General features: G+C 70.7%; 15 protein-coding genes. 8 read left to right on the top strand and 7 right to left on the bottom strand.

The window, feature by feature from the left end; genetic code table 11:
- Positions 1-19 precede the first annotated feature (19 nt).
- Complete coding sequence (locus C4T42_RS07525; RefSeq protein WP_042673890.1) at positions 20-1,027, bottom strand: GTP-binding protein; 1,008 nt, start codon at positions 1,025-1,027, stop codon at positions 20-22.
- A gap of 293 nt (positions 1,028-1,320) precedes the next feature.
- On the opposite strand from C4T42_RS07525, the gene C4T42_RS07520 reads away from it, so the two are divergent.
- The 3 genes from C4T42_RS07520 to C4T42_RS07510 all read left to right on the top strand — a co-directional run bounded on the left by C4T42_RS07520 (position 1,321) and on the right by C4T42_RS07510 (position 7,483).
- Positions 1,321-2,643, top strand: a complete 1,323-nt coding sequence (locus C4T42_RS07520; protein WP_020092673.1) for an efflux RND transporter periplasmic adaptor subunit — start codon at positions 1,321-1,323, stop codon at positions 2,641-2,643.
- A gap of 11 nt (positions 2,644-2,654) precedes the next feature.
- Positions 2,655-5,804, top strand: a complete 3,150-nt coding sequence (locus tag C4T42_RS07515; protein ID WP_020092674.1) for a CusA/CzcA family heavy metal efflux RND transporter — start codon at positions 2,655-2,657, stop codon at positions 5,802-5,804.
- Between the two features lie 143 nt (positions 5,805-5,947).
- Positions 5,948-7,483, top strand: a complete 1,536-nt coding sequence (locus C4T42_RS07510; protein ID WP_020092675.1) for an efflux transporter outer membrane subunit — start codon at positions 5,948-5,950, stop codon at positions 7,481-7,483.
- A 10-nt stretch (positions 7,484-7,493) separates the two neighbouring features.
- Here C4T42_RS07510 and C4T42_RS07505 read toward each other — a convergent pair whose 3' ends face one another.
- From C4T42_RS07505 to C4T42_RS07490, 4 genes are all read right to left on the bottom strand, one after another.
- Entirely contained in the window at positions 7,494-8,285 is a 792-nt protein-coding gene (locus C4T42_RS07505; RefSeq protein ID WP_020092676.1) for a flagellar hook basal-body protein, read from the bottom strand.
- 136 nt (positions 8,286-8,421) lie between these two features.
- Positions 8,422-8,904, bottom strand: a complete 483-nt coding sequence (locus C4T42_RS07500) for a secondary thiamine-phosphate synthase enzyme YjbQ (protein ID WP_020092677.1) — start codon at positions 8,902-8,904, stop codon at positions 8,422-8,424.
- Positions 8,901-10,619 (bottom strand): cisplatin damage response ATP-dependent DNA ligase, encoded by a 1,719-nt coding sequence (locus C4T42_RS07495; RefSeq protein ID WP_020092678.1) that lies wholly within the window; start codon positions 10,617-10,619, stop codon positions 8,901-8,903. Before C4T42_RS07495 ends, C4T42_RS07500 begins: the two co-directional genes overlap by 4 nt.
- The gene (locus C4T42_RS07490) at positions 10,616-11,671 is read right to left on the bottom strand and encodes a ligase-associated DNA damage response exonuclease (protein WP_020092679.1); all 1,056 of its coding nucleotides are present in this window, start codon (positions 11,669-11,671) and stop codon (positions 10,616-10,618) included. Before C4T42_RS07490 ends, C4T42_RS07495 begins: the two co-directional genes overlap by 4 nt.
- 68 nt (positions 11,672-11,739) lie before the next feature.
- Here C4T42_RS07490 and C4T42_RS07485 point away from each other — a divergent pair, with 68 nt between their 5' ends.
- Positions 11,740-12,687, top strand: coding sequence for a methyltransferase domain-containing protein (locus tag C4T42_RS07485; RefSeq protein ID WP_020092680.1), 948 nt, complete (start codon positions 11,740-11,742; stop codon positions 12,685-12,687).
- 69 nt (positions 12,688-12,756) lie between these two features.
- Positions 12,757-13,551 carry a YoaK family protein gene (locus C4T42_RS07480; RefSeq protein ID WP_020092681.1) on the top strand — a complete coding sequence of 265 codons (795 nt, stop codon included), beginning with the start codon at positions 12,757-12,759 and terminating at the stop codon, positions 13,549-13,551.
- A gap of 27 nt (positions 13,552-13,578) precedes the next feature.
- Here C4T42_RS07480 and arfB read toward each other — a convergent pair whose 3' ends face one another.
- A complete protein-coding gene (gene arfB, locus C4T42_RS07475) occupies positions 13,579-14,010 on the bottom strand; it encodes an alternative ribosome rescue aminoacyl-tRNA hydrolase ArfB (protein WP_020092682.1) in 432 nt (143 codons plus the stop codon).
- Between the two features lie 168 nt (positions 14,011-14,178).
- On the bottom strand, positions 14,179-14,475 hold the full coding sequence (locus C4T42_RS07470) for a BolA family protein (RefSeq protein ID WP_020092683.1): 297 nt from the start codon (positions 14,473-14,475) through the stop codon (positions 14,179-14,181).
- Positions 14,476-14,583: 108 nt separating this feature from the next.
- Between C4T42_RS07470 and C4T42_RS07465 the strand changes: the two genes are divergently transcribed.
- The 3 genes from C4T42_RS07465 (at position 14,584) to C4T42_RS07455 (ending at position 16,914) form a co-directional block, all read left to right on the top strand.
- Complete coding sequence (locus C4T42_RS07465; RefSeq protein WP_020092684.1) at positions 14,584-15,210, top strand: DnaJ domain-containing protein; 627 nt, start codon at positions 14,584-14,586, stop codon at positions 15,208-15,210.
- A gap of 208 nt (positions 15,211-15,418) precedes the next feature.
- Complete coding sequence (cobS, locus tag C4T42_RS07460) at positions 15,419-16,402, top strand: cobaltochelatase subunit CobS (RefSeq protein WP_012320633.1); 984 nt, start codon at positions 15,419-15,421, stop codon at positions 16,400-16,402.
- 5 nt (positions 16,403-16,407) lie between these two features.
- The gene (locus C4T42_RS07455) at positions 16,408-16,914 is read left to right on the top strand and encodes a DUF29 domain-containing protein (protein ID WP_020092685.1); all 507 of its coding nucleotides are present in this window, start codon (positions 16,408-16,410) and stop codon (positions 16,912-16,914) included.
- Positions 16,915-16,916 lie beyond the last annotated feature (2 nt).

The raw sequence follows: 16,916 nt of genomic DNA, 5'->3' as shown, positions 1-16,916 counted from the left end.
CCGGGGAGGCGGCGCCCGTTCAGGCGCGGCAGGCCTCGAAGCCCTCCTTGATCGCCGCCGGATCGAGGTTGCGGCCGATGAAGACCACCCGGGAGACCCGCTCCTCGTCCTGGCCCCAGTCCCCCTGCACGTCGCCGTCGAGGATCATGTGCACGCCCTGGAAGACGAAGCGCTTCGGCTCGTCGGGGAAGGCCACGATCCCCTTGCACCGCAGGATGTCCGGACCCTGCGACTGGGTGAGGTTCGAGATCCACGGCATGAACTTGTCCGGGTCGACCGCGCCCTCGATCTTGGCCGAGATCGAGCGGATGTCGGAATCGTGATGGTGGTGGTGCCCCGCCTCGAGGAAGTCGGGCTCGACGTCGAGGATGCGGTCGAGGTCGAAGGCGTTGCGCTCGAGGACCGCGTCGAGGGGCACGGCGCATTTCTGCGTGCGGTGGAGCTTGGCCAGCGGGTTGATCGTGCGGATCTCGGCCTCGACGCGGTCGAGGTCGGCCGGGGACACGAGGTCGCTCTTGTTGAGCAGGATCACGTCCGCGAAGGCGATCTGGTTCTTCGCCTCCGGCGCGTCCTTCAGGCGGTCGGACAGCCACTTGGCGTCGGCCACCGTCACCACGGCGTCGAGGCGGGCGGCCTCGCCGACATCCTGGTCGACGAAGAAGGTCTGCGCCACGGGGGCCGGGTCGGCGAGGCCGGTCGTCTCGACGATGATCGCGTCGAACTTGCCCCGGCGCTTCACCAGCCCGTCCATGATCCGGATCAGGTCGCCGCGCACCGTGCAGCAGACGCAGCCGTTGTTCATCTCGAACACCTCCTCGTCCGCGCCGACGACGAGGTCGTTGTCGATGCCGATCTCGCCGAACTCGTTGACGATCACGGCGTAGCGCTTGCCGTGGTTCTCGGTGAGGATCCGGTTGAGGAGCGTGGTCTTGCCCGCGCCGAGGTAGCCGGTGAGCACGGTGACCGGGATCTTGCCGGAGGCGGAACCGGGAGCGGCCGGGGCGGAAGCGTTGCTCGTATCGGACATGACGGCTTCTTCGGTGACGGGTGCGGGATCGCGCGGGCCTGGACCCGCGAGCGTTGTCATATTGTAACAAATCCCGTCAAAGGAAGACGGGGCCACACGGTTTCGCGACCGGGGCGCCGGATCGATTGCCTGTCGGACAAGCTTTGCTCTAGGCACGCCGTACCGCCCGAATCTTCCCGCGGCGCGCCATAGAAAAGCACCAGCGACCGCATTGATGTAGGCGTCGTCCGGGCACGTATCGTACTCTCGTCACCCAGCCCGGACTCTCGGTCCGGACCTAGAAGATCATCCGCATGGACGCCCGAAATCCGCTGGACCAGGACGAGGCCGTCGCCGGCCCCGCGCGCGGGCGCCGATGGCCCGGCCTGCTGATCGCCGCCGTCCTGCTCGCGGCCGCCCTGGGCGCCGCCATCGCGTTTCCCGACCGGACCCGCGAGGCCGCCGCGCACCTCGTCGCGGCCGTGACCGGGCTGTTCGCCCCGGGCAACCCCGACCCGGGCATCGACGTGGAGAAGGCCGGCCCGGTGGAGCGGGTGTTCCGGCCCTCCAAGGAACAGCGGGCCGCCTTCGAGATCCTGCCGGTCGCCAACCTCGTATTCCGGCCCGAGGGCTCGGCCGAGGGACGGATCGCCCTCAACGAGGACGACAACGTCCCGGTGGTCTCGCCCTATGCCGGCCGGGTGACGAAGGTCTTGGTCCGCGCCGGCGACGACGTGAAGGCCGGCGACGTGCTGCTGACGCTCGAGGCCACCGACATGGTCCAGGCGCAGAACGACTATCAGGCGGCCGTGAACAACCTCCAGAAGCAGCAGGCGCTCCTGAAGCTCGACCAGACCATCGCGCAGCGCCAGCAGGAGCTGTTCCAGGCCCGCGCGACGGCACTGAAGGACTACCAGTCGGCCCAGAACGACGTCATCGCCGCCCAGAGCGACCTGAAGACCGCCGAGGGCGCCCTCGACGCGGTGCGGAGCCGCCTGCGCCTGCTGGGCAAGACCGACGCCGAGATCGCCGCCTTCGAGAAGAACGGCACGATGAGCGCCGAGACGCAGATCCGGGCGCCGATCGCCGGCACGATCGTCCAGCGCAAGGTCGGCATCGGACAGTACCTCTCGGCCTCCAGCGACCCGGTCTTCGTGATCGGCGACCTGTCGACGGTCTGGCTCGTGGCCAACGTCCGCGAGAGCGAGATCCCCAAGATCCGCATCGGCCAGGAGGTCGAGGCGAAGGTGGCGGGCTTCGGCGCGCGGGTGTTCAAGGCCCGGGTGAACTACATGGCCTCCAGCCTCGACCCGGCGACGCGGCGCCTCGCGGTGCGCAGCGAGGTCGACAACCCGGACCGGGTGCTGCGCCCGGAGATGTTCGCCACCTACACGATCATCACCGGCAAGGGTGAGCCGAGCCCGAGCGTGCCGGTGGCCGCCATCGTGTACGAGGGCGACCGCACCCACGTCTGGGTGGCGCGGCCCGACGGCGCCGTGGAGGCGCGCGACATCAAGCTCGGCCTGATCAACGGCGACAACGCCCAGGTCGTCCAGGGCCTGAGCGCGGGCGAGCAGGTCGTCACGCGCGGGGCCCTGTTCATCGACCGGGCGGCCACCGGCGACAAGGCGTCCTGAGCGGGGATCCGATGAACGCCCTGATCGCCTTCTCGCTGCGCCAGCGCGTGCTGGTGGTGCTGCTGTTCGTCGTGATGCTCGGCGTCGGCTACGGCGCCTACACGCAGCTCAACATCGAGGCCTACCCGGATCCGGTCCCGCCGCTCGTCGACGTGATCACCCAGAATCCGGGCCAGTCGGCCGACGAGATCGAGCGCTACATCACCATCCCCCTGGAGGTGGCGCTCGCCGGCATCCCGAACGCCCAGGTGGTCCGGACGATCTCGCTGTTCGGCCTCTCGGACGTGAAGGTCCAGTTCAACTACGAGTACACGTACGAGCAGGCGCTGCAGCGGGTGCTCAACCGCCTGTCGCAGGCGCCGACCCTGCCCAACGGCGCCACGCCGCAGATCTCGCCGACGAGCCCGGTGGGCGAGATCATGCGCTACAAGCTCGTCGGCCCGGCGGGCTACTCGCCCATGGACATGAAGACCTTGCAGGACTGGGTGCTGCAGCGCCGGTTCAAGGCGATCCCCGGCGTCGTCGACGTCACGGCCTTCGGCGGGAAGGCGAAGGAGTACGAGGTCGCGGTCGACCTGAATCGCCTCCAGGCCCAGGGCCTGACCCTGGTGCAGCTGACCAACGCACTGAACAACGCCTCGATCAACGTCGGCGGCCAGACGCTGAACGTCGGGCAGCAATCGGCGGTGGTGCGCGGCATCGGCCTGATCCGCGACATGGACGACATTCGCGACACGATGATCAGCCTCGTCAACGGCACCCCGGTGCTGGTGCGAGACGTGGCGGAGGTGCGCGTGTCGAACGCCCCGCGCCTCGGCATCGTCGGCCACGACAACCAGCCCGACATCGTCGAGGGCATCGTGCTCATGACCCGCGGCGGCAAGAGCCTGCCGACGCTGGAGCGGGTCGAGGCCGAGATCGACAAGATCAACAGCTCCACGATCCTGCCGCCCGACGTGAAGATCGAGCGGATCTACGACCGCTCGGGCCTGATCCACACCACCACCCACACGGTGATGCACAACCTCGTTTTCGGCGTGGTGCTGGTCTTCGTGGTGCAGTGGCTGTTCCTCGGCTCGCTCACGAGCGCGATCATCGTGGCGGCCACGATCCCGTTCGCGCTCGGCTTCGCGATCCTGATCCTGGTGGTGCGCGGCGACTCGGCCAACCTGCTGTCGCTCGGCGCGATCGATTTCGGCCTGATCGTCGACGCGACCGTGATCATGGTGGAGAACGTCTTCCGCCACATCGCCGAGCCCGATCACGTGAAGGGCGAGGATCCGCCCGACGGCCTCACCGGGCGGCTCGGCACGATCGCGATCGCCGGGCGCGAGGTGAACCGGGCGATCTTCTTCTCGGCGACGATCATCATCGTCGGCTTCCTGCCGCTGTTCACGATGACCGGCGTCGAGGGCCACATCTTCGGCCCGATGGCCAAGACCTACGCGTACGCGCTGCTCGGCGGCCTGCTGGCGACCTTCACCGTCTCGCCCGCGCTCTCGGCCCTCATGCTGCCGAAGAAGCTCGAGGAGCGCGACACCCTGATCGTGCGGGTGCTGCGCGTCGGCCACGAGGCGGCCCTGCGCTTCGGCCTGCGCAACCGGATCCTGGCGGTCGCCGTGATGCTGGCGGTTCTGCTGGTCTCGGGCCTCACGGCCCGCAACCTCGGCCTCGAATTCCTGCCGCGTCTCGAGGAGGGCAACCTCTACGTGCGCGGGACGATGCCGTCCTCGATCTCGCTGGAGGCCGGCAACGCCTACGTCCAGCGCATGCGCAAGATCTTCCAGGAGGTCCCGGAGGTCACCACCGTCCTGTCGCACCAGGGCCGCCCGAACGACGGCACCGACGCCACGGGATTCTTCAACGTCGAGATCCTGGCGCCGCTCAAGCCCATCGACCAGTGGCGCAAGGGCCTCGACAAGGAGACGCTGATCCAGGACCTCAGCAAGAAGCTGGAGGCAGAATTCCCCGGTATCGAGTTCAACTTCTCACAGTATATCGAGGACAACGTCCAGGAGGCCGCCTCGGGCGTGAAGGGCGAGAACTCGGTCAAGATCTACGGCAACGACCTCGCGCAGCTCACCAAGACCGCCAACGCCGTCAAGGCCGCGCTCGCCACCGTCCCCGGCGTCACCGACCTGTCGGTGTTCGAATCCCTCGGCCAGCCGACGGTGCGGATCGACGTCGACCGCCACAAGGCCGCCCGCTACGGCCTCTCGATCGGCGACGTGAACACCACGATCCAGGCGGCGATCGGCGGCCAGACCGCGGGCGACCTCTACGAGTACGGCTCGGACCGGCACTTCCCGATGCGGGTGCGGCTCGCCAAGGAGTACCGCTCCTCGCTCGCCGGCATCCGCAACATCGCGGTCGGCGCCCAGAACCCCAACGGCGGCGTGATCCAGGTGCCGCTCTCCGAGATCGCCGACGTCGACCTCGTCTCCGGCGCCTCGTTCATCTACCGCGAGGACCAGCAGCGCTACATCCCGGTGAAGTTCTCGGTGCGCGGCCGCGACCTCGGCAGCGCCGTGCTCGAGGCCCAGCGCAAGGTCGCCGACGCGGTCGACCTCCCGCCAGGCTACCGGCTGGAATGGGTCGGCCAGTTCACCAACCTGAAGGAGGCGGCCGCCCGCCTCAGCCTCGTGGTGCCGATCACGCTGCTGCTGATCGCGCTGCTCCTCTACATCAACTTCTCATCGGTGGCCGACATGCTGCTGACCCTGTCGGTCATCCCGATGGCGATGATCGGCGGCATTTTCGCCCTGGCGCTGACCGGCACGCCGTTCTCGATCTCGGCGGCGATCGGCTTCATCGCGCTGTTCGGGATCTCGACCATGGAGGGCGTGATCCTGCTCGCCTACTACAACCAGCTGCTCGACGAGGGCTGGAAGCGGCAGGAGGCGGTCTGGCACGCCGCCGTGGTCCGCATGCGCCCGGTGATGATGACCTGCGTGGCGGCCTGCGTCGGCCTGCTGCCGGCCGCGGTCTCCACCGGCATCGGCTCGCAGGTGCAGAAGCCGCTGGCGCTCGTGGTGGTGGGCGGCATCATCCTGGCGCCGAACCTGATCCTCGTGATCGTCCCGGTGCTGATCTCACTGTTCTCCCGACGCCGCCCGAACCCGGACGCCCAGGCGCGGCCCGCGCACCGGGCCGCCGCGTGAGCCGGCTCACGACCACGCGGGCCGGCGCGCGGCCCGTTGCAGGGGGGCCACAACGGCCGCGCCGCGCGCGCCGCCCGGGGATGGTCGGATTGACTTGGCAGCGGGTCGCGCCGCTCTACCGAGGTGAGGTTTTCGGGGGCGGGATGGTGAGCTTTGCGCCGAGACGGTGCGGACGGGCGACCGCGTGGCTGGCGGCCTCCCTGGGCCTGTCGGCCTGCGCGGTCGGCCCGAACTTCGTGGCGCCCGAGGCTCCGCCGGTCGGCCGTTACACCAAGGAGCCGCTGCAGAACCCCTCCGCGGCCGACAACATCCGGACCCGGCAGGGCGGCTCGGCCGACCAGAGCTTCGTGTCCGGCGCCGACATCCCGGGCGAGTGGTGGAGGCTGTTCCACTCGAAGGCCCTGAACCGCGTCGTCGAGCAGGCGCTCGCCAACAACCCAACGCTGGAGGCCGCGCAGGCCTCCCTGCGGGTGGCGCAGCAGAACGTGCTGGCCCAGAAGGGCACCCTCTACCCGAGCCTGACCGCGACGCCGCAGGTCCAGGGGGCGCTGGCGCCCGGCCTCGACCTGCAATCGCCCCTCAACAATCAGAGCCGGTACCTCTACAGCCTGTCCACGCCGCAGGCGGTGGTCTCGTACAATCCCGACGTGTTCGGCGGGAATCGCCGGCAGATCGAGTCGCTGGAGGCCACCACCGAGAACCAGCGCTTCCAGCTGGAGGCGGCCTACCTGAGCCTGACCGCCAACGTCGTCGCCGCCGCGATCCAGGAAGCGTCCCTGCGCGCGCAGATCGACGCGACCCGCAAGGTGATCCAGGCGCAGACCGAGGTCCTGCAGCTCTACAACAAGCAGCTCTCGCTGGGTCAGATCGCCGGGGCCGACGTGGTGCAGCAGCAGGCCGCGCTGGCGCTGTCACAGCAGCTCCTGCCGCCGCTGGAGAAGGCGCTCGCCCAGCAGCGCAACCTGCTGACCGCCCTGGTGGGGCGCCTGCCCTCCGACGAGGTCTCCGAGACCTTCGACCTCGCCGCCCTGCGCCTGCCGACCCGGCTCCCGGTGAGCCTGCCCTCGCGGCTCGTGCAGCAGCGCCCCGACGTGAAGGCGGCGGAGGCCCTGGTGCAGCAGGCGAGTGCCAATGTCGGCGTCGCGGTGGCGAACCGCCTGCCGCAGTTCAGCCTGACCGCCACGGGCGGCTCCAGCGCCACGCGGATCGCCCAGATCGCCAATCCGGGCGCGGCGTTCTTCACGATCATCGGGCAGGCGACGGCGCCGATCTTCGATGCCGGCACCCTGTTCCGGCGCCAGCAGGCCGCCGAGGAATCGCTGACGGAGGCGCAGGCGCAGTACAAGGCGACGGTGATCACCGCCTTCCAGAACGTCGCGGACGCGCTGCGCGCGCTCCAGGCCGACGCGAAGGCCGTGGCCGCCGCCGACGCAGCGGTGAGCGCCACGAACCAGAGCCTCGCGCTGATCCGCAAGCAGTACACGGCCGGGGCGATCACCTCCTCGCAGGTGCTGATCGCCCAGCAGGGCTACCTCTCGGCGCTGGTGACCTCGGCGGCGGCGCGCGCCACCCAGTACGCCGACACCGCCGCGCTGTTCGTGGCCCTCGGCGGCGGCTGGTGGAACCGCGCCGACGTGGCGCCGCCCCCACCCGAGAAGGACCCGCTGAAGTTCCTCTGACGGGGCCGCCTCAGGTGTACATCGCGATGGCGTCCTGCAGCATCTGGTCAGTGGTGCTCATGACCTTGGTGTTGGCCGTGTAGGCCTGCTGGGTCTCGATCATCTTCGAGAACTGATCCGAGATCCCGGCATTGGACTGCTCCACCGAGCCGGCCGTGATGGTCGCGCCGTTGAGGCCGTAGCTCGGCGTCCCGGACTGGCCGGTGGCCACGTAAGTGCCGCCATCGAGCGAGGCGAGGTTGTCCTGCATGCCGAACTGCGCCAGCTGCAGCGTGCCGAGGGCCAGGGTGCTGCCGTCCGCGGCCGTGCCCGTGAGGGTGCCGGCGGGCGAGACCGCGAGGCTCGCCAGGGTGCTCGCCCCGGTCGGAACCTGGACGGGGGTCGTCGCCGAGGGGCCGGCGAACAGGTAGTAGCCCGCGCCGTTCGCGAGATAGCCGCTGGCGTCCGGAGCGAAGTCGCCGCGCCGCGTGTAGCCGGTGTCGCCGGCGAAGGCCGGGCTGTCCGGCGTCCCGGTGTTCTTCTTGACGACGAAGTAGCCGTTGCCCGAGATCGCGAGGTTGGTCGCCACACCGGTCGACTGCATCGTGCCCTGGATGTTGAGGCTGTTGCGCGTGCTCGGCAGCACGCCGCCGGTCAGCTGCGTGCCGTCCCGGGTCTCGGCCAGCATGTCGGCGAACCGCGTCTCGGTGGACTTGAAGCCCACCGTCTGGGTGTTGGCGATGTTCCCCGAGATATTGTTCAGGGCCAGCGACTGCGCCGAGGCGCCGGAAATCGAGTTCGAGAGCGCGGTGTAAAGGCCCATCGGGGTCTCCGTTCGCCGGAGCGGCACGGTCCCCGATCCGACGGAAGCCGATAAGGACCCACTATGGTTAACCGACGGTGTGTGACCGCATGTTGCTGAGCCGGCCCGCGCCGCCCGCGCGACGCCGGCGGACGCGTCACGCCCCGAGGGCGCTCAGCACGATCTCCCGCCGGTGCGGCCGGTCGCGGTGCTCGATCAGGTAGATCCCCTGCCAGGTGCCGAGCGCCAGCGCCCCGCCGACCAGCGGGATGGTCAGGGCCGAATCGGTGACCAGGGTGCGGATATGGGCCGGCATGTCGTCCGGCCCCTCGGCGCCGTGGACGTAGCCGGCGTGGCGCGGCGCGAAGCCGTCGAGCGCGGTCATCAGGTCGGTCTGGACGTCGGGATCGGCATTCTCCTGGATGGTCAGCGAGGCCGAGGTGTGCCGGCAGAACACCGTGAGGAGCCCGTCCCGGACGCCGCTGTCGCGCACGAACGCGGCCACCGCGGCGGTGAAGTCCGTGAAGCCCGGTCCCGGGGTCGCGACGGTGAGGCGCGCGCTGGCGTGACGCTCCACCGGACCGGAGGCCAGCGCCTCGACCGACCCGATCCTGCCCTCCCGTCCGTGTCCCTGCCTCATGCGGACTTCTCCATCAGCGTCGCGCCCGGCGCGATCTCGCGCTCGCCCCGGGCGAGGATCCGTTCCAGCACGTCGATCCGGTCGGCCTCCGCGGGCGGCTTGTCCCAGCGGATGCGGCTGACCCGGGGGAAGCGCATGGCCACGCCCGACTTGTGCCGGGTCGAGCGCTGCACGCCCTCGAAGGCGATCTCAAGGACGAGCCCGGCCTCGCGGCCGTGGGCGACCTCGCGCACCGGACCGAAGCGCTTGGTGGTGTTGTTGCGGACGTAGCGGTCGAGCTTGGCGAGCTCGACGTCGGTGAAGCCGTGATAGGCCTTGCCCACCGGCACCAGCTCGTCGCCGCCCTCGGGGGCCTCCCGCCAGACGCCGAACGTGTAGTCCGAGTAGAAGGAGGAGCGCTTCCCGTGCCCGCGCTGGGCGTACATCATCACGGCGTCGACGATGTGCGGCTCGCGCTTCCACTTCCACCAGGGTCCCTTGGGGCGTCCCGGCAGGTAGGGGCTGTTGAGGCGCTTGAGCATCACGCCCTCGATGGCGTCGGCATCCGCGCCGGCGCCCACCGAGGCCGGGTCCGCCCGGGCGGCCGCCAGAGCCTCCCAGTCCGCGAAGGGCACGAGCGGCGAGATGTCGATCCGCGCGTGGTCGAGGCGCGTGACCAGCGCCTCCAGCTTCCGCCGCCGCTCCGCGAAGGGCTCTGCCCGAAGGTCGTCGCCCTCCAGGGTGAGGAGGTCGTAGGCCCGCACGTGGGCCGGGAACTCCTCCAGGAGCTTGCCCGTCACGGCCTTCCGGTTCAGGCGCTGCTGCAGCACGTTGAAGCTCTGCACCCGCCGCTCGCGGAGGATCAGCAGCTCGCCGTCGAGGGCGCCCGCGAAGGTGATGGCCTCGGCGAGGTCCGGGAACGCCCCGGTGATGTCCTCGCCGGTGCGCGAATAGACCTTCCCGACCTGCTGGCCGGCCCGGTCGAGACCGCCGACGAGCTGGACGCGGATGCCGTCCCACTTCCACTCTGCGGAGAACGCCCCGGCCTCCAGCTTCTCGAGGTCGGCCTCCTCCTCGATCGGGTGCGACAGCATCGGCGGCCGGAACGGCGCGGGGTTCAGGGTCTCGGGCCGCTCGGCCCGGCCCTCGACCCAGGCGAACAGGGTCTCGAAGGGTGGGGTCAGCCCGTGCCAGACCTCCTCGACGGCGTCGGCGTCGTGGTTGCCCAGCGCGCCCACCGCCGTCTTGGCGAGCCGCGCCGAGACGCCGACCCGCAGGTTGCCGGTGACCAGCTTCAGGAGCGCCCAGCGCCCGGTCTCGTCGAGGGCGTCGAGCCAGTCGGCAAGATGGCGGGGCAGATCGCGCTTGGGGATGGTCGCGAGGGTTTCCACGACCTCGGCCAGGGTCGGGACGTGCGGCGGCGGGTTGTTGTGGCCGGGGCCCGGTTCCCGCGGCGCCTCCGCCGGTCCCGGCCAGATCAGCGCCGTCGTCTCCGCGAGGTCGCCCACGTAATTGTGCGACAGCCGGAACAGCACCGGGTCGATCCGCTCCTCGACCAGTCCCCGGATCAGGGCCGGCTTGGCCTCGCGGAAGCTCAGCGTGCCGGTCATGGCACCGAGCGCGTAACCGCGCTCGGGATCGGGCGTGCGCGCGAAGTAGTCCTGGAGCATGCGCAGCTTGGCGTTGCGGCGCGGCTCGTAGGCGAGGCGGTCGAGCAGGTGGGCGAAGTCGTTCACGCCGCCGCCTCCGCCCCGGAGCCCGCCTCCGAGGTCCCCTCGACCTCGCCGTCATCGCCGTAGCCGAGCAGGTGGAGCGGCTTCGCCCGGATCCCCTGGGTCCCGCACCAGTGGACCAACGCGTCCTCCTGGCCGTGGGTCACCCAGACCTCCCCGGCGCCGGTGTCGCGGATGGTGCGGCCCAGGTCCGGCCAGTCGGAATGGTCGGAGATCACCAGCGGCAGCTCGACGCCCTTCTGGCGGGCGCGGGCGCGCACCCGCATCCAGCCCGAGGCGAAGCAGGTCACCGGGTCGGGAAACCTGCGGGACCACAAGTCCTGGATCGACGAGGGCGGGCAGAGCACGATCGCCCCGTGCAGGTCCTTCCGCTCGGCGGCCACGACCTTGGGCGTGTCGCCGAGCGGCACGCCCTCCTCCTTGTAGAGCGTCGTCAGCTTCTCCATGGCGCCGTGCAGGTGGATCGGGCGGTCCCAGCCCTCCTCGCGCAGGAGCGCCATCACCCGCTGCGCCTTGCCGAGCGCGTAGGCGCCCACGATGTGGGCGCGCTCCGGGAACAGCCGGACCGATTCGAGGAGCTTGCGGACCTCGCCCCGCGTGTCGGGATGGGTGAAGACCGGCAGTCCGAAGGTCGCCTCGGTGATGAACACGTCGCAGGGCACGACCTCGAAGGGCAGGCACGTCGGGTCCGGCGCGCGCTTGTAGTCGCCCGACACCACGACGCGGACGCCGTCCCGCTCGATGGCGATCTGCGCCGACCCGAGGACGTGGCCGGCCGGGGCGAAGCGCACGGTGACGTCGCCGACGCGGAGCGCCGCGCCGAGCTGCGCCTCCTGCCGCTGGCGGCAGAAATCCGTCCCGTAGCGGACCGCCATGATCCGCAGGGTCTCGGGCGTCGCCAGCACCTGGCCGTGGCCCGCGCGGGCGTGGTCGGCGTGCCCGTGCGTGATCAGCGCGCGCTCCACGGGCCAGGTCGGATCAACGTGGAAGCGTCCGAGGGGGCAGTAGAGACCCTCGCGGGTCAGGGTGAGGAGATCGCTGGCGCGTATCGGCATCGGGTCCGTGCTGCCGGTGGAGTCCGCCGGTGGCCCCGGTATATAGGCGCCCCCGACCCGGCAGACGCATGGCCTCGCAGCTCAGTTCCGGCGACCTCCTCGCCGATCGCCGCTACCGCTACGCCGAGGCCTGCCTCGCCGACGGCGACCACGCGGCCGCCGCCGACCTCGCCGAGCAGGTCCTGGAACGCGCCCCGCGCTACGCGCCGGCCTGGCTCCTGCTGGGCCGGGCGCGCGCGGGCCTGGCCGCCGCCGGCCCCGATCCGGCCCTGCGCGACGCCGCGGCGCAGGCCTTTTCCCGCGCCCTCGACATCGATCCCGAGGACCGGCTGGGCGTGCGCGCGCATCTCGTCCGCCTGGGCGGCGGCGACATTCTCCCGGTCCTGTCGCCGGCCTATGTCCGCACCCTGTTCGACGACTACGCGCCACGGTTCGAGCGCCACCTCGTGGACGGCCTCGGCTATGTCGGCCCGCAACTCGTCCGCGACGCCCTGCCGCGCGTTCCGGAGCGCTTCGCGGTCGCCGTCGATCTCGGCTGTGGCACGGGGCTCATGGGCGAGGTCGTGCGCGACCGGGTCGACCATCTGACCGGGATCGACCTCTCACCCGGGATGCTGGCGCTGGCGCGGGCCAAGACGGCGCGGGGTCGGCCGCTCTACGAGCGCCTCGTCGAGGGCGACATCGGCGCCGCCCTGACCGACCTGCCGGAGGCGTCGGCCGACCTCTGCCTCGCCGCGGACGTCCTGATCTACGTCGCGGACCTCGCGACGTTCCTGGCGCGGGTGGGGCGGGTCCTGCGGCCGGGCGGGCTCGGTGCCGTCACGGTGCAATCCCACGACGGCCCCGGTTCCGTCCTGGGCGAGGACGGCCGCTACGCCCACGCGGAGGCCCACATCGCGGCGACGGCAGCCGCGTCCGGATTGGAGCTGCTGACGACGAGACCGGCGGAAGTCCGTCGCGAGGGCGGACGGCCAGTGCCGGGGCGCGTCGTTGTGTTGCGGCGCACATCGGCATGAAACCGCTCCGCTATTCGTCCATTGTCAGTCGACCGCGACTAGGCGCGGCGGCTCGATCGGGGGATCAGCATGGCGGAATACGGAAGTCGGACAGGTGGTGCAGCACCGGAGCAGAAACCTGAGCCACCGGCCGACAAGTCGTTTCCCGCCGATCCGCGAACCCGCATCCCTTTCGCGATCGCCCTCGCGGCGCTCGCGGGCTGCGCCGACTCCATCGGCTTCCTGGAATTCTCGCAGCTCTTCATGTCGTTCATGTCGGGCAACACCACCCGCTTCGGCGTGGCGGTCGCCAACGCCGACTGGGAGAACGTCAGCCGCGTCGCCAGCACCATCTGCATGTTCTGCTTCGGCGCCTTCCTGGGGACGCTGATCGCCGCCTGGGTCGGGCGCTGGCGCCTCGCCGTGCTGCTGACGCTCCAGGCCCTGCTGCTCGCCGGCGGCCTGCTGATGCCCTGGGGTACCTTCGCGTACCCGCTCCACGCCTATCCGATCGTCCTGGCGCTGGGCCTCCAGAACGCGACGCTGCAGGACGAGGGCGGCCGCTCCCTGGCGCTCACCTACGTCACGGGCGCCGTGGTGCGTTTCGGCACGGGCTGCGCCAACCTGCTGCTCGGCACGGTGGCGCCGTCCTTCTGGATCCAGGCGCCGCTCTGGGCCGGGCTCAGCACCGGCGCCGTCGTCGGCGGCCTGCTCGACATGCGCTACGGCGAATCGGCCTTCCTGTTCCCGGCGGCTCTGGCCGCCATCCTGGCGATGATCGCGATCGTCCTGACCATCGCCAAGCCGGGCAGCACCCTGGTGGCGGGCTCCTCCCCGGCGCCCGACGCCAGCCCGAAGGCCGAGGTCATCGACGCGATCCACTGAGACCCGGCCGCGGCGGCGGGATCGGGGTCAGCCGTCCGAATCCCGGACGCTGCCCCGGCCCTGCTTGATCGCGGCGCGGCTCTTCTTCGCGCCGATTCGCCGCTCCTGCGAGCCCCGGGTGGGCTTCGTGGGCCGGCGGATCGGCGGCGGCGGCTTGGCCGCCTCCGCCACCAGATCGACGAGCCGCTGCAGCACGTCGGCCCGGTTGCGCTCCTGCGTCCGGTGCCGCTGCCCGGCGAGGACGAGCACGCCGTCCTTGGTCATCCGCCGCCCGGCGAGCCGCACCAGGTTGGCCCGCACCCGCTCGTCGATGGCGGGCGAGGCCAGCGCCGCCCAGCGCAGCTGGACCGCGGTCTCGACCTTGTTGACGTTCTGTCCGCCGGCCCCCGAGGCGCGCATGAAGGACAGCTCGATCTCGTCCTCGTCGATGGCGATGCGCGGCGTCACGCGCAGGGCCATGGCGCCCTCCCCGGCCGCGCGACGACGGCGCGCCGCGCCCCCGCGTCGGGTGCGCAGCCCGCGAGCGGGCGGATGCGGATCGGCGGCTCCGTCACCATATCTGTCCCGTGCCTCCCGTCCCGTACCCCGTCGGCGCGATCCCGCCCGCGTCCCCAGCGGGGCCCCGATTCAGGCCGCCTCGGCCGGCGTGCGGGCGCGGAGCGCGAGGGCGTGCAAACCCCGCTTGAACGCGTCGTCGAGCAGCGCGTTCACCAAGCGGTGCCGCTCGACGCGGCTCTTGCCCTCGAACGCCGACGCGACGATGTCGAGCCGGTAATGGGTCTCGCCCCCCGGCCGCGCTCCGGCGTGGCCGGCATGCAGATGCGACTCGTCGATCACGTCGAGCCGCGCCGGCGCGAGTTGCTCCCGCAGCCGCGCCTCCATCCAGTCCCGCAGGGTGCCGCCCGCGCCCGCACCGTCCGTCATCGTGCCCTCGCGTCGTGTCCGTGGGCGCCGTCAAGCCCGATCCCGCGCATGCGTCATCAGGCCCGGTGCCCTTGTGTCTCAGGTCCGCCCCCTCATAATCGGCCCGTCATGGATCTCAACTCGCGCCTGTTCGACAGCATCCGGATCAAGCCGACCTGCGACGAGCCGAAGCCCGCCGCGGAAGCCGGCTGCGAGAGCCCCGGCTGCACCCATCCGGGCCTGTACCGGGCGCCGAAGGGGCGGAAGGCGGAGGGCCAGTACTGGCGCTTCTGCATCGACCATGTCCGCGCCTACAACGCCACCTACAATTACTTCGATGGCATGAACGACGCCGCCGTTCAGGCCTACCAGAAGGACGCGATCATCGGTCATCGCCCAACCTGGGCGATGGGCGTGAACCGGACCGGCGAGGCCAAGCCGGCGGACGAGCCGGTTCGGGACTGGGCCTACGTCGATCCCCTCGGCATCCTGCGCGGCGAGGGCGTCGGCGACGCGCGCCGGCGTGCCCGCCAGCCCGAGGAGCCGCGCAAGCCCAAGCACTCGGCGACGGTGCGCCGCGCCCTCGACGTGATGGGCCTCGAGGAGGGCGCGGACGCGGCCGCCATCAAGGCGCAGTACAAGGTGCTGGTGAAGCGCTTCCACCCGGACGCCAACGGCGGCGACCGCTCCTTCGAGGAGCGCCTGCGCGACATCATCCGCGCCCACGACGTGCTCCGCGCGGCCGGTCTCTGCTGAGCGGCACGAACGATGCACGCCGGTTCGCACCCAGGATAGGGCAAACCGCGCGGGGCGGCCCTATATGGGATCCATGCCGGTCGGTGGCGCGCGAGCGCGCCGCCGTCTAAGGATGGCTCCGCCCCGCCGCGGAGGCCCGGCTCGACGTCCTTCCGCGCGGATGCTTCACTGTTTGGGAGTGGAGCGCCCGCGCCTCACGAGGTTCCGAATGCTCTCTGACGCTACGCCCGCCGCGCTGCCCGACCGCACCGTCTCCGTCCGCGATGTCTTCGGCATCGACCTCGACCTCAAGGTGCCGGCCTTCGCCGAGCCCGAGGAGCACGTGCCGGATGTCGACCCGGACTACATCTTCGACCGGGAGACGACGCTCGCGATCCTGGCCGGCTTCGCCCGCAACCGCCGCGTGATGGTCACCGGCTATCACGGCACCGGCAAGTCGACCCATATCGAGCAGGTCGCCGCCCGGCTGAACTGGCCGTGCATCCGGATCAACCTCGACAGCCACGTCTCGCGCATCGACCTCGTCGGCAAGGACGCCATCGTCCTGCAGGACGGCAAGCAGGTCACCGCCTTCCAGGACGGGATCCTGCCCTGGGCGCTGCAGAACAACGTCGCGCTCGTGTTCGACGAGTACGACGCCGGCCGCCCGGACGTGATGTTCGTGATCCAGCGCGTGCTGGAGCTCTCGGGCCGGCTGACGCTCCTCGACCAGAAGCGCGTGATCCGCCCGCACCCGGCCTTCCGGCTGTTCGCCACCGCCAACACGGTGGGCCTCGGCGACACGTCGGGCCTCTATCACGGCACGCAGCAGATCAATCAGGGCCAGATGGACCGCTGGTCGATCGTCACCACGCTGAACTACCTGCCGCACGACCGCGAGGTCGACATCGTGCTCTCGAAGGCGACGCATTACCGGGGCGACCAGGGCCGCGACATCGTCAACCGGATGGTGCGCGTGGCGGATCTCACCCGCAACGCCTTCATGAACGGCGACCTCTCCACCGTCATGAGCCCGCGCACGGTGATCACCTGGGCCGAGAACGCCGACATCTTCAAGGATATCGGCTTCGCCTTCCGGGTGACGTTCCTCAACAAGTGCGACGAGCTGGAGCGGACGCTGGTGGCCGAGTTCTACCAGCGCGCCTTCGGCAAGGAGCTGCCCGAGAGCGCGGTGAACGTCGCGCTGAGCTGACCCGCATGGAGGACGCGATGGCGCATCCGGCCCCGACGCGCGAGGACGCCCCGGCGACTGCGCACGCGCGGGGACGGACCCGCCACGCGGACGATCTCTACACCTGGGTTCAGGAGCAGGTGGCGCTGCTCCGCGCCGGCCGGGTGGACGCGCTCGACCTCGACAACATCGCCGAGGAGCTGAGCGACGTGGGTTCGGAGCAGTACGATAAGCTCGAGAGCGCGATCGAGGTGCTTCTCGCCCACGCCCTCAAATGGGATCACCAGCCCGAGCGGCGCAGCCGAAGCGGGTCGCTGACGATTGCGGAACAGCGCGTGCGGATCGACAGGCAGGTGCGCAAAAATCCAGGTCTCAAGCCGCGCATCGCCGAAGCCGCCAGCGAAGGCTACCGGGTCGGTCGGATCCGAGCCGCTCGCGAGATGAAGCGATCGCCCGAAACCCTGCCCGCGGACTGTCCCTACAGCTGGGACGAGATCCTGAACCGCCCCTTCGCGTTCGAGGACGACCGGTAGCG

This window comes from Methylobacterium sp. 190mf (assembly GCF_900107945.1).
Classification (GTDB): Bacteria; Pseudomonadota; Alphaproteobacteria; order Rhizobiales; family Beijerinckiaceae; genus Methylobacterium.
Note: the sequence above shows the minus strand (reverse complement) of the source record. Positions and strands in the feature narration are given on the sequence as shown.